General features: G+C 44.8%; 20 protein-coding genes and 1 tRNA gene. 19 read left to right on the top strand and 2 right to left on the bottom strand.

The annotated features are described in order from the left end of the window. The first annotated feature begins 70 nt into the window (after positions 1-70). From mnmE to ACQKPA_RS15745, 8 genes are all read left to right on the top strand, one after another. Positions 71-1,447: a tRNA uridine-5-carboxymethylaminomethyl(34) synthesis GTPase MnmE gene (gene mnmE / locus ACQKPA_RS15780; protein WP_427493550.1), complete on the top strand. Its 1,377-nt coding sequence runs from the start codon at positions 71-73 to the stop codon at positions 1,445-1,447. A 109-nt stretch (positions 1,448-1,556) separates the two neighbouring features. Further along, the gene (gene mnmG / locus ACQKPA_RS15775) at positions 1,557-3,443 is read left to right on the top strand and encodes a tRNA uridine-5-carboxymethylaminomethyl(34) synthesis enzyme MnmG (RefSeq protein WP_427493549.1); all 1,887 of its coding nucleotides are present in this window, start codon (positions 1,557-1,559) and stop codon (positions 3,441-3,443) included. A 3-nt stretch (positions 3,444-3,446) separates the two neighbouring features. Then, positions 3,447-4,169, top strand: coding sequence for a 16S rRNA (guanine(527)-N(7))-methyltransferase RsmG (gene rsmG, locus ACQKPA_RS15770; protein ID WP_427493548.1), 723 nt, complete (start codon positions 3,447-3,449; stop codon positions 4,167-4,169). A gap of 1,455 nt (positions 4,170-5,624) precedes the next feature. Beyond that, the gene (gene noc, locus ACQKPA_RS15765) at positions 5,625-6,443 is read left to right on the top strand and encodes a nucleoid occlusion protein (RefSeq protein ID WP_427493547.1); all 819 of its coding nucleotides are present in this window, start codon (positions 5,625-5,627) and stop codon (positions 6,441-6,443) included. Between the two features lie 267 nt (positions 6,444-6,710). Next, complete coding sequence (locus ACQKPA_RS15760) at positions 6,711-7,472, top strand: ParA family protein (protein ID WP_071219313.1); 762 nt, start codon at positions 6,711-6,713, stop codon at positions 7,470-7,472. Continuing rightward, entirely contained in the window at positions 7,465-8,304 is an 840-nt protein-coding gene (locus ACQKPA_RS15755) for a ParB/RepB/Spo0J family partition protein (RefSeq protein WP_427493546.1), read from the top strand. Before ACQKPA_RS15760 ends, ACQKPA_RS15755 begins: the two co-directional genes overlap by 8 nt. 252 nt (positions 8,305-8,556) lie before the next feature. Further along, a complete protein-coding gene (locus ACQKPA_RS15750) occupies positions 8,557-9,705 on the top strand; it encodes an aminotransferase class V-fold PLP-dependent enzyme (RefSeq protein WP_427493545.1) in 1,149 nt (382 codons plus the stop codon). 38 nt (positions 9,706-9,743) lie between these two features. Beyond that, the gene (locus tag ACQKPA_RS15745; protein ID WP_427493544.1) at positions 9,744-10,244 is read left to right on the top strand and encodes a DUF4446 family protein; all 501 of its coding nucleotides are present in this window, start codon (positions 9,744-9,746) and stop codon (positions 10,242-10,244) included. Here ACQKPA_RS15745 and yyaC read toward each other — a convergent pair. Next, positions 10,219-10,824 carry a spore protease YyaC gene (gene yyaC, locus ACQKPA_RS15740; RefSeq protein ID WP_194540271.1) on the bottom strand — a complete coding sequence of 202 codons (606 nt, stop codon included), beginning with the start codon at positions 10,822-10,824 and terminating at the stop codon, positions 10,219-10,221. The genes ACQKPA_RS15745 and yyaC overlap by 26 nt on opposite strands. Before the next feature lie 231 nt (positions 10,825-11,055). Here yyaC and ACQKPA_RS15735 point away from each other — a divergent pair, with 231 nt between their 5' ends. From ACQKPA_RS15735 to ACQKPA_RS15720, 4 genes are all read left to right on the top strand, one after another. Next, a complete protein-coding gene (locus tag ACQKPA_RS15735; RefSeq protein ID WP_427493543.1) occupies positions 11,056-11,340 on the top strand; it encodes a DUF3343 domain-containing protein in 285 nt (94 codons plus the stop codon). A 14-nt stretch (positions 11,341-11,354) separates the two neighbouring features. Beyond that, positions 11,355-12,254 (top strand): mechanosensitive ion channel family protein, encoded by a 900-nt coding sequence (locus ACQKPA_RS15730; RefSeq protein ID WP_427493542.1) that lies wholly within the window; start codon positions 11,355-11,357, stop codon positions 12,252-12,254. 64 nt (positions 12,255-12,318) lie between these two features. Next, on the top strand, positions 12,319-12,540 hold the full coding sequence (locus tag ACQKPA_RS15725) for a DUF951 domain-containing protein (protein WP_071219319.1): 222 nt from the start codon (positions 12,319-12,321) through the stop codon (positions 12,538-12,540). A gap of 71 nt (positions 12,541-12,611) precedes the next feature. After that, positions 12,612-12,702: transfer RNA gene (locus ACQKPA_RS15720), tRNA-Ser, on the top strand. 577 nt (positions 12,703-13,279) lie between these two features. On the opposite strand, the gene ACQKPA_RS15715 is transcribed toward ACQKPA_RS15720, so the two are convergent. Next, entirely contained in the window at positions 13,280-13,474 is a 195-nt protein-coding gene (locus tag ACQKPA_RS15715) for a YjzC family protein (protein WP_071219336.1), read from the bottom strand. Between the two features lie 238 nt (positions 13,475-13,712). Between ACQKPA_RS15715 and rpsF the strand changes: the two genes are divergently transcribed. From rpsF to opp4C, 7 genes are all read left to right on the top strand, one after another. Next, a complete protein-coding gene (rpsF, locus tag ACQKPA_RS15710; protein ID WP_009591503.1) occupies positions 13,713-13,997 on the top strand; it encodes a 30S ribosomal protein S6 in 285 nt (94 codons plus the stop codon). 47 nt (positions 13,998-14,044) lie between these two features. Further along, positions 14,045-14,539, top strand: coding sequence for a single-stranded DNA-binding protein (ssb, locus tag ACQKPA_RS15705; RefSeq protein ID WP_071219337.1), 495 nt, complete (start codon positions 14,045-14,047; stop codon positions 14,537-14,539). A gap of 21 nt (positions 14,540-14,560) precedes the next feature. Beyond that, a complete protein-coding gene (gene rpsR, locus ACQKPA_RS15700; protein WP_006207333.1) occupies positions 14,561-14,833 on the top strand; it encodes a 30S ribosomal protein S18 in 273 nt (90 codons plus the stop codon). 813 nt (positions 14,834-15,646) lie between these two features. Then, positions 15,647-16,321, top strand: a complete 675-nt coding sequence (locus tag ACQKPA_RS15695; protein WP_427493541.1) for an SOS response-associated peptidase — start codon at positions 15,647-15,649, stop codon at positions 16,319-16,321. Positions 16,322-17,046: 725 nt separating this feature from the next. After that, the gene (locus tag ACQKPA_RS15690; protein WP_427493540.1) at positions 17,047-18,810 is read left to right on the top strand and encodes an ABC transporter substrate-binding protein; all 1,764 of its coding nucleotides are present in this window, start codon (positions 17,047-17,049) and stop codon (positions 18,808-18,810) included. A 66-nt stretch (positions 18,811-18,876) separates the two neighbouring features. Next, positions 18,877-19,839: an ABC transporter permease gene (locus ACQKPA_RS15685; protein ID WP_427493539.1), complete on the top strand. Its 963-nt coding sequence runs from the start codon at positions 18,877-18,879 to the stop codon at positions 19,837-19,839. Positions 19,840-19,851: 12 nt separating this feature from the next. Next, positions 19,852-20,775, top strand: coding sequence for an oligopeptide ABC transporter permease (gene opp4C / locus ACQKPA_RS15680; protein WP_427493538.1), 924 nt, complete (start codon positions 19,852-19,854; stop codon positions 20,773-20,775). Positions 20,776-20,777: the final 2 nt, after the last annotated feature.

The following is a 20,777-nucleotide window of genomic DNA, read 5'->3' as shown; positions in this document are numbered from 1 at the left end:
AAGCAGCGGGATAGTACACCGTATGGGTGTAATCCCGGGGTTTTTTAAATAGAAAGAGGTGAAGGAAACGATGTTTAGCGATACGATTGCAGCCATTTCTACGGCAGTCGGTGAAGGCGGCATTGCGATTATTCGCGTCAGCGGGCCGGACTCCGTTCAGGAAGTGGATCGTATATTCAAAAGTAAAAACAAGTTAACACAAGTGGATTCCCATACCGTTCATTACGGTCATATTGTGGATCCAAAAACGGGAGAAAACCTCGAAGAGGTTCTCGTAACCGTGATGCGTGCTCCTCGATCGTTCACGACTGAGGATGTCGTCGAGATCAGCGCTCATGGCGGCGTTATCTCCGTAAAACGCGTCATGGATCTGTTGCTTCAATTAAACATCCGTTTGGCGGAACCCGGTGAATTTACAAAGAGGGCTTTCTTAAACGGCCGGATCGATCTGTCCCAGGCGGAAGCCGTTATGGACCTGATTCGTTCGAAATCCGATCGCGCCTTCTCCGTTGCACTCAAGCAGGTCGAAGGAACGTTATCCCGTAAGATCAACGAGCTGCGGCATACCCTGGTCGAAACGCTGGCCCATATCGAAGTGAATATCGATTACCCTGAGCATGACGTGGAGTCGCTTACTTCAGAATTCATTAAAGAGAAAAGCCAGCTTGTCATGGGTGAAATTGATAAGCTGCTGAAGACTGCGCAAGAAGGGAAGATCCTGCGTGAAGGGATTACGACAGCTATTATCGGTCGGCCCAATGTGGGCAAATCTTCGCTTCTGAACACGCTGGCCCAGGATAATCGCGCGATTGTCACGGATATACCCGGTACGACTCGCGATGTGATTGAAGAATTTGTCACCATTAACAACATTCCGTTGAAGCTGCTTGATACCGCGGGTATCCGGGAAACGATGGATGTGGTCGAGCAGATCGGCGTTGAACGATCCAAGCATGCGGTTAACGAAGCGGATCTCATTCTGCTCGTGCTGAATGCCAACGAACCGCTGCATCAGGACGAATTGGAATTGATGGAACAAATACGCGGTAGACAATGTATTATCATTATGAATAAAATGGACTTACCGTCTAATCTCGATCTGGACATTCTCCATCGATACTATCCCGATGAATTGATTGTTCCGATGTCGGTGAAGGCGCAAGAGGGTATTGACCGCCTGGAAGAGGCCATATCCAACTTGTTCTTCAGCGGCCAGATTGAAGGCGGAGATCTGACGTATGTGAGCAATGTGCGACATATCGCTTTGCTGAAGAAATCCAAGCAGTCGCTGCAGGATGCTTATGATGCGGCTGAACAGCTCATTCCGATCGATATGATCCAAATCGATGTAAGAATGGCCTGGGAGCAGTTAAGTGAGATATTGGGTGAAGCGGTTGGCGATTCGCTCATTGATCAGATTTTTTCACAGTTTTGCTTGGGTAAATAAGCTTCAAGCCTTACTATATATAGTAGGAACAGCTCAACAATTTCAGGGATATCCGAGGTGGAATCCCTTTGATTACGTATATAACACAATTAGAACAGGAGGGTGAGCTATGAGTTATATGGGTGGCACTTATGACGTGATTGTAGTCGGTGCAGGACATGCCGGCTGTGAGGCTGCACTTGCATCTGCACGAATGGGTGCTGAAACGTTGATGGTTACAATTAACCTGGATATGGTTGCTTTTATGCCATGTAACCCGTCCATTGGAGGGCCTGCAAAAGGCCATGTCGTTCGCGAAATCGACGCACTGGGCGGAGAAATGGGACGAAACATCGATAAAACCTTCATTCAAATGAGAATGTTGAATACAGGTAAAGGTCCGGCTGTCCACGCTCTGCGTGCTCAAGCGGATAAGTTTTCTTATCAGCATACCATGAAAGAGACGATGGAGAAGGAAGAGAAGCTTACCCTTCGTCAGGGTATGGTGGATCAGCTCATCGTAGAAGATGGTGTATGCGTGGGGATCGTGACGCAGACGGGTACGGAATATCGTGCAAAAGCGGTTGTGCTGACAACCGGTACGTATTTGCGCGGTAAAGTCATTATGGGTGAATTGATGTATGAGAGCGGTCCGAACAATCAACAGCCGTCTGTAAAACTTGCGCATAACCTGCGCGAGCTTGGATTCGACCTTGTTCGATTCAAGACAGGTACACCACCGCGGGTGCATAAGGATACGATTGATTTCTCCAAGACCGAAATTCAGCCTGGGGATGAGAAGCCTAAGTTCTTCTCTTATGAAACAAAATCCTCCGACAATGAGCAGCTTCCTTGCTGGTTGACGTATACGTCGGTGGATACGCACCAGATTATCAATGACAACCTTCACCGCGCACCGATGTTCTCTGGTGTTATTGAAGGTACTGGACCACGTTACTGCCCTTCTATCGAGGACAAAATCGTTCGTTTTGCCGACAAGCCGAAGCATCAGATTTTCCTTGAGCCTGAAGGTAAAAATACGAAAGAATACTACGTTCAAGGGCTATCCACCAGCATGCCTGAGGATGTTCAGCTTGCGGTTCTTCGCTCCATTCCCGGAATGGAGAAGGTAGAAATGATGCGTAACGGGTATGCTATCGAGTATGATGCGATGGTGCCAACGCAGCTGTGGCCGTCTCTGGAAACGAAAAAACTGCCGGGTCTGTTCACGGCCGGACAGATCAATGGAACCTCGGGATATGAAGAGGCAGCAGGTCAAGGCATTATGGCGGGTATCAATGCGGCACGTAAAGTACAGGGCAAAGAGCCTGTTATATTGGATCGTTCCCAGGGTTATATTGGTGTGCTGATTGATGACCTGGTGACCAAAGGGACAAATGAGCCTTATCGTTTGCTCACATCCCGTGCAGAATACCGTCTGCTGCTTCGCCATGATAATGCCGATCTGCGTCTTACCGAAATCGGCCATGATATCGGACTGATCTCGGAAGAGCGTTATGCCAAATTCGTGCTGAAGAAACAGCTGGTTGAGCAGGAAATCGAACGTCTTCGTCAAACGAAGGTGAAGCCGGTTGACGTGAATGCGATGCTGGAAGCAGCCGGTTCTGCACCGATTGTGGATGGAAGCAATATGCTGACGATTCTGCGTCGTCCGGAGATTACGTTTGCGATGATTGAGTCGCTCTCGCCGTCTCCTTACAAGCTAGATGAAGAAATGAAAGAGCAAGTCGAAATTCAAATTAAATATGCGGGTTATATTGAGAAACAGCTGGGACATGTGGAAAAGCTGCAGAAGATGGAGAAGAAACGCATTCCGGAGGATATCGTTTATGACGAGATCAACGGACTGGCCATGGAAGCACGTCAGAAGCTGAACAAGATCCGCCCGATCTCCATTGGTCAGGCATCGCGCATTGCCGGCGTAACACCGGCGGATATTTCGATACTTCTCGTTTACCTGGAGCATTATAACCGGGTAACCGCAGCGAAAGGATAAGGAATGGACGACATTCAGAAGGCTTTTGTTGACCGGCTCGGAGAGCACGGGATCACGATTGATGAGAAACAGCTCCAGCAGTTCGAGATGTATTACGAAATACTGGTGGAGTGGAACGAGAAAATGAATTTAACCGGAATTACGGAACGGGAGCAAGTCTATACGAAGCATTTTTACGACTCGATTACGCTCGCCTTTTATGTAGATATGACCCAAATCGGCAATCTGGCGGATATCGGATCAGGCGCTGGCTTTCCTGGTATTCCTCTGAAAATATGCTTCCCGCATGTGAACCTGACGATTGTGGATTCGCTTAACAAACGGATTAACTTTCTGAAGCATGTCGTGGATACGATTGGCCTGACGGGGGTTGAACTGATTCACGGGCGTGCGGAAGAGGTTGCTCGCAAGCAGGGGTACCGTGATGGGTTCGATCTGGTCACAGCGAGAGCGGTTGCTCGCATGGCTGTGTTGAACGAGTTCTGCCTACCTTTCACGAAGGTAGGGGGGCGATTCGCAGCGATGAAGGGCAGTGACCCTACGGAAGAGGTGAAGGAGGCAGCTCGCAGCTTGAAAGAGCTGAGAGGGGCTTTGAACAAGGTTCATTCATTCTCCTTACCCGTAGAGGAATCAGGCCGGCATATCGTGGTGATCGATAAAAAGGGAGCCACGCCTTCCAAGTACCCCCGTAAGGCGGGTACGGCCAGCAAAACGCCGATCGTGTAAGCATTTTGTACATTGATCTAGATAATGTCACGTCGGTCTCCCTTGCAGAAGCAAGCTTTGCTAGAAGACATGCAAACCATTCAAGAGAAGGACTCATAGAGTCCTTCTCTTTTTATATTGACTTTGTAGATTTGCCTTTAGAGGGAAGGGAGGTCGTTAATACTTGTTTTATTACATATGAATATATAAAAAAGTGATTTTTTGTATTTTCGTTGATTAAGCCTTCCAGCAGTGGTTGTCATTATTTAAATTAGAGAGGTGAAACAAGAAAATATATATCTCATCAGATTGCCGAGTAGGAGGGAGCCTTTAAGGATCTCATAAGGAGCATTTTTGCGACTCGATGGTACTTTCACTTTTACGTTTTTTATCAAATGGAAACAAGGGTTACCTCTAAAGGGAGTGACTTATGATGAGCTTTTGAATAAGAATGGACATCAACGCTGTGAATGTATCTGATCAACTTTGAATGTTTCACGTGAAACATTTGAAGAATGTTGTGAGTTATATGTTAGCCATCTCTATGAAGGTATAATTCTTTGATTAATTATGCTATTTAACAAGGATAAAGGAGGATTTTTATATCCTCATAAAAAAGTTAGTCTGCAACTAACCATCGTATTCATGCACTGGACAGGGCAAGTTGCAGGGAGCAGGGAATCATCATGTGCATCATTCGAGTGAATCTACTAGTCTTTGAGATTCGTACTTCTTATACGTTGATGATAATGATTGTTCAAAAGATTCAATCTATTGGCATATCCTACAATTATTCTGAATCTGGGATCCTCTAGAGAGGCTGCGAGGTAGATGATGCGGCCCAATAACATGAATTCGACGTGCAAACTTTGGAACTGTGCACAAATCATGTATAAAGCAAGCAAGAAATGAAGGAAAAAAGGTGATATTGGAGAATAGAGTTATAGGACAAAAAGTGGTAGAATAGAATCGTAGTATCCATTTGGACAGAAGGGCCGGTTTGCCCGTTCTTTAATAGGATGAAAGAGTATAAATCCTGGTTTGGTCACTTTTCCATCCTTGCTTCGTGCAGTCAACAACTTTGATCGTTGTGGCTGCTGTTTTTTGGAAGGTACCATGCCATCCCATGGGATCATGGCCTTAAGCGAAATAGAAAAACATATATACCACTTGTGAGATATCGATTGATCGTAAGCATCATGATAAAACCTCCTGTTATATCTCTCAAGAAGCAACCGCTTCATGCAGCGGTTTGATCAGAGAAATACGGCAATGATCACCACAGGCGTCTTTCTCCGATCAGCATGAAATCTGTTTTTGCAGGGAAATGCCTGGCACCACAGTGGATTCTAGCGCCAATGGATGGTGGGACTATCCGTGTATGACTCCATGTTGTGGTTATCCAATCGTATAACCGATTCCGGGATATTCGGAGGCTTATCCGTGCTATCATGAAATTAGGTGGTAATATACGGAATGAAAGAACAATTTTCGAGATTGTTTGGCTTAGCGGCAGAGCGGAACCAAGGGGATGAAGTGAAACAAATCCCGGTAAACGAGGTTGTCAGCAGCCCATACCAGCCACGGACGATTTTTGATGACGAGAAGATTGATGAATTACTCCAGACAATTAAAACCCATGGAGTCATTCAACCTATTGTCGTTCGTGTCCGAAATGGCATGTATGAGATCATTGCAGGGGAACGCCGCTGGCGTGCGGTTAAGAAGCTGGGTCTGGACACGATTCCGGCCATTGTTCGGGAGTTCAACGATTCACAAGCTGCCTCCATTGCGTTAATCGAGAATCTGCAGCGTGAAGGTCTTACTTCGATTGAAGAGGCAGTGGCTTATCAGAAGTTGATTGATCTTCATCAATTGACGCAAGAGAGCTTGGCACAACGGCTAGGCAAAAGCCAGTCCACGATTGCAAACAAGATTCGTTTGCTGCAGCTGCCGGAAGCTGTCAAGATGGCATTGATGGAACGCAAGGTGACGGAACGACATGCGCGCGCGCTGCTTTCATTGGATAATGAAGAAACCCAGCTTAAAGTGCTGGACGAGATCATTACCAAGGAACTGAATGTGAAACAGACAGAGGCCCGAATCGCCTTTTATAAAGAAGTAACAACAATGAAGAAGGCCAAGCGTATATCGTACAGTAAGGATGTTCGCCTGGCTCTGAACACGATCCGTCAATCGATCGATATGGTCTCAGGTTCGGGGATGGCAATTAAAACAACAGAGAATGATCATGAAGATCACTATGAAATCGTTATAAAAATACCTAAACGTTGAGATATGGTGTGAAGCGGTATGCATCGTACCGCTTTTTCTGTTGATCAAGAGATAATGCTCTGCAGCGGTCTATGTTGCTTAACAATGGGTTTTGGTTTGATGTTGCAGATGAGAAACATGTAATTTTTTATTACTCATTTTCATCGCCGCTATATCCTGGGCATCCCGTAATCATCGGGATCGTTCGCTTAATACATATACAGCCTATTACTGTATATCATCTATTGCGACTACTTAGAAGAGTCTTCCTACATTGAGGTGAAATGAGTGTCAAAGATAATTGCCATAGCAAATCAAAAGGGCGGTGTCGGCAAAACAACGACTTCCGTCAATCTGGGAGCTGGATTGGCTTCGCTTGGCAAACGGGTGCTTTTGGTGGATATTGACCCCCAAGGTAACACGACGAGTGGGGTTGGCATTAATAAAGCCGATGTTGCAAATTGCATTTACGATATTATCATCAATGAAGTACACCCGAAGGACGCCATCTGTGGGACTAATATCGAAGGCCTGGACATCATTCCGGCAACCATTCAATTGGCTGGTGCTGAGATTGAGCTTGTTCCTACGATATCCCGTGAAGTACGATTGAAGAAATCACTCCAATTAGTCAAACCCCAGTATGATTATATTTTGATTGATTGTCCTCCATCGCTTGGCATTTTAACGATCAATTCATTGACTGCAGCCGATTCCGTGATTATCCCGATTCAATGTGAATACTATGCACTTGAGGGTCTGAGTCAGCTGCTGAATACGGTTCGCCTTGTTCAGAAACATCTGAATACATCGCTTAAGATTGAAGGTGTATTGTTGACGATGCTGGATGCCCGCACGAACTTGGGCATTCAGGTAATTGAAGAAGTGAAAAAGTATTTTCAGGAAAAAGTGTACAGAACGATTATTCCTAGAAATATTCGTTTGAGTGAAGCACCATCTCATGGACAGTCGATCATTACTTATGATCCTCGATCTAAGGGAGCGGAAGTATACTTGGAGCTGGCAAAGGAAGTGATCTCGTATGAGTAAACGATTGGGAAAAGGGCTGGATGCGCTTATTCCATCTTTGTCTATTCATGATGATGACAAGGTAGTGGAAATTCCGCTTAGTCAATTGCGAGCGAATCCGTATCAGCCGCGCAAGACATTTAACGATGAGGCTATCCAGGAATTGGCGGAATCGATCCGTCAGCATGGAGTTATCCAACCGATTATCGTCCGCAGTGTGCTGAAAGGGTATGAGATTATTGCCGGGGAGCGCAGATTCCGGGCATCTCAATATTGCGGCAAAGCAACGATACCGGCAGTGGTTCGATCTTTTAGCGATCAACAAGTCATGGAAATCGCCCTGATCGAGAACCTGCAGCGGGAGAACCTGAACGCCATGGAGATTGCTGTAGCTTATCAAGGTTTGATGGAACAATTTTCCTTAACCCAAGAAGAGCTGTCATTGAAGGTGGGTAAGTCTCGCTCACACATCGCTAACTTTTTGCGGTTGCTTTCTCTACCTGATGAAGTGAAGGACAATGTTTCACGTGGAACATTGTCCATGGGACATGCCCGGGCGATCGTTGGAATTAAGGATCCCATTCTTGTTAAACAGTTGGCAAAGCAGTGTGTGGAGCAAGAGTGGAGTGTTCGTGAATTAGAGGAAGCAGTTAAGAATCTGGATCGTAAACCAACGGATAAAGCAAAGCCTAAGGTTAAGAATAGAGATCCTTATATCGATCATCTGGAGGAGGATCTAAGAGAACGTTTTAAAACGACGGTCAAAATTAAGCACAATAAGGATAAAGGAAAGATTGAGCTTAATTACTATAGTAAACAGGACCTGGAGCGGTTGTTGGAACTTCTTCAATAAAGAGCCGCAGTTCTATTGAATAAGAAACTATCATGCGTGACGGGTTGAATCACAAATGAGTGAACAGCAAATGAGTGAACAGCAAATGAGTGCGATTAAAAACCAAAGACATGTCGACGTTCCTGTAAGAGGAATGAGATATGTCTTTATTTAACTAAACGTGAAGCCATAGCCTTGATACTCCGAACTTGAAGATATTTGGGCATATCCTGTAAAGAGACACCAATACGGCAAAGATGAAGGTGAAACATCATGGACCCGATCGTTTATCTGGATCATGCAGCCACTTCGTGGCCAAAGCCGCCTGAAGTATTTGAGGCGATGAGAAAGGCGATGGAAGAGGCGGCTGCAAACCCGGGACGTGGGAGTCACCGGATGGCGGTGAAAGCTTCCCGTGTGCTCTATGGAACACGGAGGACGCTCGCAGACTTGTTTGGGGTAAAGAATCCTAATGATATTGCGCTGACATCGAATACAACAGAAGCGTTGAACTTAGCGATCAAAGGGTATTTGCGTGAAGGCGATCATGTGATTGCTACCATGATTGAGCATAATTCAGTCCGAAGACCGTTAGAGTATTTGAAACGCACCCGAGGGATACAAGTAGACTATATTCCTGTCGATGAAGAAGGTCAGCTTGATGTGCAACTAATAGAGGGAGCCTTTCGTTCTAATACTAGACTTGTTGTGTGTAGTCACAGTTCCAACCTTCTTGGTTCGATCATTCCTCTCGTTGAGATTGGAGAACTGGTGAAGAGAAAAGGGGCTGTACTGCTCGTAGATGCTGCCCAGAGTGCCGGTATGCTTGATATTCATGTGGAGGCGATGCATGTAGGCATGTTGGCTTTTCCGGGGCATAAAGGGCTTCTAGGGCCGCAAGGAACAGGCGGGTTGTATATCTCGCCTGATATTGATCTGGAACCATTACTGCACGGAGGCACAGGAAGTCAATCAGAGGCTATTGAACAGCCGACGGTACGTCCGGATCGATATGAGGCAGGGACGCCTAACACGATTGGATATGCGGGACTGCAAGCGGGTGTGAAGAAGGTGCTTGAATGGACACCGCAGCATATTTACCAGCACGAATGGGAGCTAACCCAATATATGATAGAGGGTCTGCAAGAGGTAGGAGACCTTCGTATATTAGGTCCTGCACTTGGTCAAGCGAGGACTGGTATCGTAGCTTTTGTGTCAGAGCGATACAGCGCGTCCGAATTAGCTTTTCGACTGGACCGGGAATATGGGATTGCCGTGCGTGCTGGTTATCATTGCACACCGCTTGCGCATATGGCATCAGGCACGGAACAGACAGGTGCAGTCAGAGCGAGTGTGGGGATATCTACTAGCCGTGACGAGGTAGAGCTCATGCGAAAGGCAATTACAGAAATTCATAGATAATCAAATAGATCAAGATGGAGAAGAGGAAGGAAGAAAGCATGTCTGAATTAAATGAATTGATCATGGAGCAGCTTCATTGGTTTGTCGTCGGAATGATCATGATCATCTTGATCTTATGGGTAACTTTAATTGTTCAAGGGACAAAACTGCGTAAAATGAAGCGTCGTTATGATGCGATGATGGCAGGCAGTGGAGTAGAAGATATCGAATCATTGTTGGTCCAACTGAAAATCCAAATGGATGAGATTGAAGAGGGCCATGCCAATCATCAAAAAATGCTGGATACGATCAGCGGCAGTTTGAAAGGAATGAAGTCCAAGGTTGGTATCGTACGATACAATGCGTTTGGCGAGCGGGGGAACGAAATGAGCTTCTCCCTGGCTATTCTCAGTGAACAAGAGGAAGGGATTGTTCTGACCGGTCTGCATAACCGGGAGAGCTCCTATGTGTACGCTAAACCACTGAAGGATGGGCAGTCCAAATATCCATTGTCTCCGGAAGAAAAAGAGGCCATCACTCTTGCGCTGCAAGAAGGGTAGAACGGTTCCACTCTTTAATACCTGCAAATAGGCAAGTTGCAATAATATCGGACAACCTCATGACCAAGCTTAAGCGAGTGTTCTGCAATACGAAGTATTCCATAAAGCCGCCGACATTGACGATGCCCGTTACGTGGATATCGCCGACCGGCGGTAATTCTTTATGTACGCCAGCTCCGGGCTTTAGAGGGCCATCGGATATTTGAATAGAGCCTACACTTGATGATTGCCCCAAACACGCATCAATGCCAATCACAAAAGGGTTGTCGAATTTTTCATATATCGCCGTTAGTGTATCTTTCAGATTCATGGCGTGGACAGGCTCGTCCAGCGTGCCATAGAGATGAAACAGGGGACTGTTGTAGCGTGCAAGTGAGGTGCCGACAAGGGGTCCCAGACAATCGCCGGTAGAACGGTCGGTACCGATGCAGACAATGACAAGCGGACGATGCTGAATACGGGCGTCAGAGAGATGGAAGAGCAAGCGATGTATAATAGCAGAATGGATATTAGGGTCCGTGTGTGGTATTTTTAAGCTGGAAGCCTCCGGGCGAGACGTGATTTTAGATAGACGGTTCATAGAATCTTCCTTTCGTCTGCATTTGGTAGTATCAGTATATGGATGAAAGACTGTTTTTATACTTTGGGATTCACTTAAAATGTGATTTATATTCAACTCGGACAGAAGAATGTTCTCAGGATAAGGAATGTGCCTGGACAGTATGAGGTATATGAATATACTTGATCTATGAAAAGGTTTATATAAAACTCTTAATCAATGGGAATGATGGTTGAGAAGAAATAAGAGAAAATGATAGCCATGATGGAGGGGGACGGGGCAGTGGAAGGCGCGATGTTGATCGCATTTGATTCCACCCAGCAGGCGCTGCGTGCAGAAATGCTGCTGGAGTACGCGGATATCGAAATTGATCTTTTTCCTACACCAAAAGAGATTACGGCTGGCTGTGCATTATCGATTCAATTCCCACCTGATGCGTTAAATGATGTTCAAGAGATTATCCGACAGGAGCATGTGGAGATCCGGGGCATCTTTAGGCTGGATAACAACGAGAGGTATATCAACATCGAAGAGTAAGGGGAGTACATCAGATGAGGGGCTTTGGTTACTTATCAGGGGAAACAGATGATGGTGTAAACTTAGAAACTATAGCTAAGGAGGCTGAGGGTTTGAAAGATAAAGTCTGGGGATGGTTAACGAATGAAGAGATGTGGATGAATATCCTGTCATCCGGCATTCGGGTTATCATCATATTTATCCTGACGCGTTTTGTGATACGGGTTGTATATAAAATGATTGATCAGTTTCTCCTTAGGCAGGAGAAAAGCCGAATTCAAGTGAACTCAAGACGTTTTGTCACGGTAGGGGAACTGTTAAAAAATGTAACCTCTGTTGTGTGCAACTTTGTCATGATTCTGATCATTCTTTCAGAGTTTAACTTCAAGTTAGGACCGCTGTTAGCAGGCGCCGGGGTACTTGGTCTTGCAATAGGTTTTGGTGCACAGAGTTTAGTGAAGGATGTTATTACCGGATTCTTCATTATATTCGAGGATCAGTTCGCGGTAGGTGACGTAATCAAGAGTGGTGAGTACCGGGGAACTGTCGAAATGATCGGGCTACGCACATCGCGTGTTAAGGGATTGAATGGGGAGACCTATATTATTCCGAACGGAATGATTACCAGCGTCACGAATTACTCCCTTTCTAACTCATTAGCCATTGTAGATTTACCGGTAAAGAACGACCAGCAGGTGAAGGATACGATTACGCTGATTCAGTCAGCCCTTACGGGAATCATGGACCGTCGCCCAGAGGTGCAGCGGACACCGGATGTGCTAGGAATCCAGACATTGAATACTTCTGAATATGTTGTTCGTATTGTGGCGGAATGCAATCCTAATGCAAGGGAAAACGTGGAGCGCCAGATATTTACGGATATCAAACAGGCTATTGAAGCACGGGATATGGGACAAGAACGCGTTCAGGCTTGATCTAATCGGTTAACCAATGATATATAATAGATAGAAGTAATAGAAGTAAAAGGGAGCGATAGCCATGGAGCGCAAGGTATTTCAGTTAGGGGATATCGTTCAGATGAAGAAGCCTCATCCCTGTGGAAATAATGAGATGGAGATTATTCGCATGGGGATGGATATTCGGATCAAATGTACCAAGTGTCAGCATAGCGTGTTGATCCCCCGTGTAAAGTTTGAGAAGAATATGAAGAAGGTTTTGCGTTCGGCTCAGGAGACGGAAGGGGCAGGAGATACACCGTAATATCTCCTCTCCTAAGGTTAAGACAAGCTATTGACCAGATAACGTTTCCATGATATAATCAATTCTGCTGTGGAAAGGTACCCAAGAGGCCCAAGGGGGCTGACTCGAAATCAGCTAGGCGTCGCAAGGCGTGCGTGGGTTCGAATCCCACCCTTTCCGCCACCAATCGTTTAAAGTTCCGCTGTTATGGATGTAAACGATGTTTGATACATAAGTTAGGGGTTAAGCTGTAAAGCGCCCTTGAATAAAACACCCTCATGCAGACAATCTGCGGGGGGTGTTTTTCGTTGCTAACAATTTGAGCCTAGATCCCGAGCTTTGAACGGAAAAAGAAGGGCCCGATTGGGCCCTTCTTTCTGGGTAGGCGGTGCTTGTGAATTGGAATCATTTTATCAGCACTTCTGCGAACCTTGTCAATAGCTTCACTTGTCCAAGCGGTCAAGCATTCGGCTCATTTCCTCAGCTTGCAATCCGTGTGACGATCAGAAACCTCATGCGTCGTTCTGCTGCAACGTTCAACGGAACCACACCTCTCTCATGCACCGCCTGATTATAATGTGCGCATAAAGGTCCAATTGTATACATGCGAATTTCACTGGAAGAAAATTCCAACATCAATCGTTTAATTTTCATGGAGTAGCTGACAGTTTTCAAGCAATGCTCTGATAACTCCCTGCACACAAGATACGGTAGGCACGATGTACAAAGCTCCTTTAAGCTGATTGATCCATTCAGGCGATTACTTAGGCTGCACTCTGCGTTTGTTTAACCATACACGATCGTCATTTTGGGTTTCGGGGAAGGTATCGCCTTTGCTCATTTTAATTTGACGAGGGTTTTCGATCCCCATGATGTGGTCTCTGACGCCCACTTCCATATAAATGCCGTTGTTTGGGGCTTTGTCACCCGCACGAAATTCGGACTGTTCTCCCATTGTGGAATTCCTCCTCATTATGATGGATGGACTGCATGTATTATCATGCGCCATTGGACCCTAAATCATTGCAGGGAAAGTGAGAAAGGCGCGGGAATAAAGGGAAGAGAGCAGATTCAGCACCGAAAAGAAACTTGCATCCGATCACCCGTTCTGGTATAGTATTATGGTGCGAGTTAGACTCGCTCCTTGCTCTCAACAGAGATTGAGGGCCGAAGTCCATAAGGAGGTGAAACATATGCGCAAATATGAAGTGATGTACATTATTCGTCCTGACATTGAACAAGAAGCTGTTCAAGCTGCAGTCGATAAATTCCAAGGCATCATCTCCAACGGCGGAGAAATTACAAAGCATGACGTAATGGGTAAACGCCGTCTTGCGTATGAGATCAAGAAATTCCGTGATGGCGTCTACGTTCTGGTAAACTTCAACGCAACACCTGAAGTTGTAGCTGAACTTGAGCGTCTCATGAAGATTTCTGACGAAGTTATTCGTTATCTCATCACGAACGACGTTGCTTAATATGTAAAAAACTTTGTAATTGATTTCGTTCTAAGGAGGGGATTGGATTGTTGAACCGTGTCATTTTGATTGGCCGACTGACTAAGGATCCCGAGCTGCGATATACTCCTTCAGGTGTTGCTGTAACGCAATTTACACTTGCTGTCGATCGTCCGTTTACCGGACAAGGCGGGGAGCGCGAAGCGGATTTCATTCCGGTCGTGACCTGGAGACAGCTTGCGGAGACTTGTGCAAACTATCTGCGTAAAGGCCGTCTGACGGCTGTAGAAGGGCGCATTCAAGTGCGGAATTACGAGAATAACGAAGGTAAGCGTGTATACGTCACCGAAGTCATTGCCGATAATGTTCGCTTCTTGGAGTCAAACCGTGAAACAAGCGGTGGCGGAGGAAATCGTGAGGAATCATCGTTCAGCGGAGGAAGCAACAGCAATAGCAGTGGCGGAAACCGCGGGAACAATAACTACTCGCGAAACAACAATCAGGATCCTTTTTCCGATGAAGGAAAACCGATCGATATTTCGGATGATGATTTGCCATTTTAATACGGAAAGGACTGACAACACATGGCTTTTAAACAAAGAGAAGGCGGAGACAACGACAAAAGACCGGCACGCCGCGGCGGCCGCAACAAGCGTCGTAAAGTATGTTTCTTCACTGTGAACAAAATTACTCACATTGACTATAAAGATACAGACCTGCTCAAGAAATTCATCAGCGAGCGCGGAAAAATCTTGCCTCGTCGTGTAACAGGTACTAGCGCTAAATATCAGCGTGCCCTGACGATTGCGATCAAACGCTCCCGTCAAATCGCATTGCTTCCATACACAACTGAGTAATCAATTGTGTCAGAGCGGACCAGCCTATAATTAGGCTGGTCCGCTTTTTTATTATGGAAGAGCCCAGGGTTGCTTCGTGAGAGATGTGATGGGAAATGTATGAGATGAGGGTCATACAAGCAAGTAAAACCAAGCGTACCTCACAAGTATGAAAGTTCAGGATTAGAAGCAAAATTCATTTCGGCGTGAAATGGAGTTATCCAAATGTTGGGACAACATAATGTCTCCACGGAAGAATCGTGTCTCCCCAGAGTGTACACTGAGGAAGAAAAATAGCTGCCGACAAATACAAGCCTGGTGTAAAGCTTTCCAGTTTTAAAGCCCTGAAACTATGTCTACTTCAAACGGACAGTGTCTATTGTAAGCAATACAATTTTATCCATAATGGAATTACTCCCGTAAGAAATAGAAGTACGATTATGAAGGCAAAAAGAAGCCATCTAAAAAAAATTCCTTCTATTATATATAGGTACGTATCAACTCATCAAATGAGAACTGGGATAATCACCAAATTGAAAATAGAGTACAGTCAAAACGTTGTCTCAAAAAAGAGAACGATTTAAGCAGATCCCATGCTTACATAATCGAGAATGATGTCTATCGTATACAAACATGATAGAAGAACATTGCCACGACAGAGTGCTAAAGAAAATTTAATATTGTGATTACATAAAACTTGCAGAAACCTTTCAATCTTGTGATGTCCACTCCAGGGATACAAGCGTACAAGTAGTGGAAGCTCCATGTTGTTAGTCTTATTATGCATATTCCGCCTCCATTATCCAAACGATAAAGGAAAAAGGAGGTAGTTATATGTGCAGACGATTCTCGCTGTCCGCAGGGATCGATGAAGTGAACCAACGCTTTGGCATCAATCGGGTAATGTATTACTACAAAAGCCGGTACAACATTAGCCCTACCCAAACCATGCCGGTCATTGTACAGGAACAGGGAGAGCGGGTGCTCGACGAGTATCGATGGGGGTTAGTGCCCTATTGGGGTAAAGACTCAGTCAATGCTGATATTATAACGGTTGATCAAAATCCCACTTACCGTAGAGCGATTGACACAAGACGCTGTGTAATCCCTTGTAACGGTTTATATTACTGGAGAACGGTTGGCAAACGGAGTTATGCGGTACGGACCGTTATCGGAGATCATGAAATATTCGGTATGGCTGGCCTGTACGAGACTTGGCGAGATGCAAGAGGAAATGAAATGAGAACATGTACGGTCCTAATGACAGAGGCCAATGAAGCGATTCGAGAGTTCGAAACCCGAATGCCGGCGATTTTGTCAGAGGAAAACATGGCAAAGTGGCTGGACCCAGGGATCCAAGGAAGACATGCGGTGTTTCCGCTGCTTCATACGTACCGCGGACAGATGCGAATGTATCCGGTGACGCCGTTAGTGGCAGACGATACGCATGATCACCAGCAGTGCATTGAAGAGATGGATTTAAAACTTGCTTGGGTAAAGAATCTGTAGTTCGCAAGTATGAAAGAGCAAGGTTGATTTATCTGACATGGAATTCAACATAAAAGCAATCCGGACCACAGTCCTGGATTGCTTTTTTTAAGCGTTAACGCTGTAGGAGGCTAAACTATGAAAAAGCTGAACCATAAATACACGTCATCTAATACTGAATTGAAGCATATTGTAAGGATAATATATTACATAAAAGTGGCTTCTAGTTGTAAACAAGGGAGACAAACTTAGTGAATGTTAAATAAGATTACGTATACTTAACACATTTAACTCAACCAATGAAAGTTATCATTTAATTTAAGGGTTTATGTAATAAAATATTACATAAAAACGGTTGAACCATAAGTGATTATAGTTATAAATTGTAAATAAATCTTGATAATACATACATTTTCAGTAAACTAAGGATATACAACGGAGATAAACTTAATTATTAACCTCAAAAATGACGTTAAAAACATGATTTTTGAGAAAAATGAAAAAAAGTAATTGACGTTACCTAAATTTACACGTATCATAACATTAATTTTATAGGCAAGAAGATTTTGCTAGAGACTTTGGCACTAATTGACCAATGGTATATTTTCTGTAAAACTTTCAATTTATTTCACATCATGCAATGACATCCTAGAGAACTTAGAATTCAGCACGAAATTATTTAAGGATGATTTCAATATTCGTCCTAATAATTTATAGCAACAATATTTTTTAAGAGGAGGATTCGCATGAAGAAAAGAATGTCACTCCTGCTTGCAATCATGCTACTGGCCATCACGGTATTGGCAGCATGTGGGGGCGGAGGAACAGCAGAACAGCCAAGTCAAGGGGAGCAAACGGAGCAAACACCACCAGCTGAAGGCGACAAAGATACTACAGAACCGCCTGCTGAAACTGGAGACGAAAGCCAAGGTTATTTCGAGGCAGCAGATCCATCTGCTAATCCGGCGAATGCGTTGGCACGTAAAGACACACTCGTTGTTGGTATGACAGCACCTAAAGGGGTATTTAGCCCATTCTACTGGCAAACAGCATATGACAAATATGTTGTAGAAGCAATTTTCGATTCTTTCTTCTCGCTGAACGGTGATGGAACTTATAATAATCGCCTGGCTGAGAGCGTTGAAGTATCCGAAGACAAATTGAAATACACATTCAAATTGAAGCCAGGCGTGACATATTCTGATGGCACTCCGGTTACTGTAAAAGACTATGCTTTCGCAATGAAAGTTTATCATGATTCCAGCTATGACGGCCAATCCGATTTGTTGTCCGTTCATATCAAAGGCGGTAAAGAGTACAACGAAGGTAAAGCTAAAGATATCTCCGGTATTAAAGTCATTGACGACCATACCATTGAAATCGAAGTTACCGAAGCAAACGCCATGACCAAGGATAATCTCGGTACGATTCCTTTTGTACCAGAAGCATACTATGGAAAAGGTTACAAACAAGGCAACCTGGAATATATGAAAGATCTGCATGCTAAACCAATTGGTAGCGGTCAATATGTACTGAAAAGCTTCTCTCCTGGACAAGAGGTTGTATTGGAAGCTAACCCGAACTACTTCTTGGGCGCACCAAAAATTAAGAACGTAATTTACAAGACAACTACCGAAGAAACTAGATTGGCTATGTTCCAATCCGGTGAAATCGATATGGATATGGTTACCGTTAACGAAGATAACGTAGAAGCGTTGAAAGAGATGGGCTTCTTGGACATTAACATCTTCCCAACCAATGGTTATGGTTATGTTGCGATGAACCATAAAGATCCTAAGTTCCAAGATCCTAAAGTTCGTCAAGCATTGATTTATGGTTTGAACCGCGCTGAGGTTGTAGAAATTATCTACGGCCAATATGCTAACGTAATCAACATTCCACAGTCCAGCGAATCATGGGCTTTCACGAGTGAAGGTATTGAGCCGTACGAGTTTGATATGGAAAAAGCGAAGCAGCTTCTCGATGAAGCAGGTTGGGCTCCAGGTGCTGACGGCATCCGCGAAAAAGACGGCAAGAAATTCGAAATTCATTTCTCTGCAACTGCTGACAACCCGGTAATTGATGCTTTGATTCCGGTCATGACACAGAACTACCAAGAGCTGGGCATCAAGTTGACAGCTGAAACTTTGGACTTTAATGCAATTATGGATAAGAAGGATAAAGGCGAGTTCGAAATGTTCTTTGCTGCATGGGGATTGACTCCAGATCCAGACTCCACGGTATATATCACAGATGGACAGCAAAATGACATCGGATATTCCAACCCTGACTATGATGCAGCTATGAAAAAAGGTCTGAACGCCTTTGATTTGGAAGAGCGTAAAGCGGCTTATGCCGAAGCATATCGAGTGCTGAATAAAGACGTTCCGGATCTTCCGATTTACCAAAGACGTGATGCATGGGCAATCAACTCCAGATTGAACGGCGTTGACATCACACCGTACAAAGATTTCGCAATTGACCTGTACAAAGCAGAAATTCAACAATAGCATCAAGAAACATATGCTCAGCTCGCAAGAGCTGGGCATATGCACTTATAAGCCGGGAGGAATATTATGAAGCAGTACATTATCCGGAGGCTGCTGCAGATAATCCCGACATTGATCGGGATCTCGATTCTCATATTTGCAATATCATCTTTGGTACCAGGTGATTATATCACTGCAGTGAACAACCCGACGATGACTGCTGAGAAAGCAGCTCAGCTTCGGGAAATTTATGGTTTGGATAAGCCGCCTGTGGAGCGTTATCTTACATGGGTCGGTAATATGTTAAAGGGCAATCTCGGAGATTCCCTTGTGCACAAACAACCTGTCACAACCGTAATGAATAATTACGTGTGGAATTCCTTTTTTATTGCGATTTTCAGTTTAATATTGAGTTGGATTATAGCTGCTTTTGCTGGCGTGTTCTCAGCGAAGTTTCAATATTCATTGTTTGACAAGATCATAACTTTATTAGTTTTCTTGTGTATGTCACTGCCGTCTTTCTTTATCGGACTCCTGCTTATCAAGTTTTTTGCCTTGGATTTAGGATGGTTTCCTGTTGGAGGTATGAAGACTTCAGGAATGAACGGAAGCACATGGGATCAACTGATCGATATTGCATGGCATATGTTCATGCCGGTAACCGTACTTACGATGCTGAGCACAGGCGGTTTGACGCGGTATTTCCGTACAAGCATGCTGGAGGTTATCCGTCAGGATTACATCCGCACAGCCCGCGCAAAGGGATTGAAAGAACGTACGGTTATTTTCAAGCATGCGCTGCGTAATGCCATGCTTCCTGCCATTACTCTCATGGGTTTTGAGCTTCCATCTTTATTTGGTGGAGCCATCATCATGGAGAAAATTTTCATCTGGCCCGGGGTCGGTCAAGTCTATCTGGAATCAATCAATATGCGGGACTATCCGTTCATGCTTGGGTTCACAGTATTCATATCCGTACTGACACTTCTGGGCAACCTGTTGTCTGACGTTCTATATGGAGCTGCAGATCCAAGAATTCGCTTAAAGTAGGAGGAGATTCATTTGTCCGCAGAGACTGCACCATTAAAAACGAATCTACCAGTTCCGAAGAAGCGGCCGGATTCCCCATGGCGAATTGCTATTCGCCGTTTTTCCAGAAACCGTCTCGCTGTCATCGGACTTTTCATAATTGTATTTATGTTTTTGCTGTGCTTTATTGGCCCTTTCTTTTCACCTTATTCCTTATATGATTACAGTGTACTTGACAAGAATTTGCCTCCAAGCTCGAAGTATTGGCTAGGTACCGATAAGCTTGGGCGAGATATTTTACTGCGTATGATGCTTGCTGGACGAATATCTCTTTTGGTTGGGCTTGTTGCCACAGGCATTTCGGTAATTATCGGAGCAACTTTGGGAGCTTTAGCGGGTTTTTATCGTAAATGGGTGGACACGCTGATTATGCGTGTGGCTGATATTTTTATGGCATTGCCTACGCTGCCGATCCTGATTATTCTGGGCGCGATATTGTCAGACCTGAAGGTGGAGCCAACGGATCGTATCTATTTCTTGATGTTGATTATCGGTGTGTTGGGCTGGAGCAGCATCTCCCGCCTCGTACGTGGTCAAATCTTGGGGCTCCGCGAGCAGGAGTTCATGCAAGCAACAGAAGCTTTAGGGCTTAAAGATCGTCGGAAGATTTTCCGCCATCTGCTTCCTAATACGATTCCTATCATTATTGTATCTGCAACCTTAGGGGTAGCAGGCGCGATTATTTTTGAATCTTCGCTAAGCTTTCTCGGAATTGGGGTTGTTCCACCGACACCATCCTGGGGAAATATGATTTCTGCGGCAAACAACTTGATTGATTTCCGGAAGAGACCATGGCTATGGATTCCGCCAGGTATGTGTATTCTGGTTACCGTAGTTGCAATCAACTTGATCGGTGACGGGCTTCGCGACGCACTTGACCCGAAAATGAAGAAGTAGGA

This window comes from Paenibacillus sp. NPDC093718 (assembly GCF_050279985.1).
Classification (GTDB): Bacteria; Bacillota; Bacilli; order Paenibacillales; family Paenibacillaceae; genus Paenibacillus_AQ.
The sequence above is the reverse complement of the archived record's forward strand: the minus strand, read 5'-3'. Positions and strand labels throughout refer to the sequence as shown.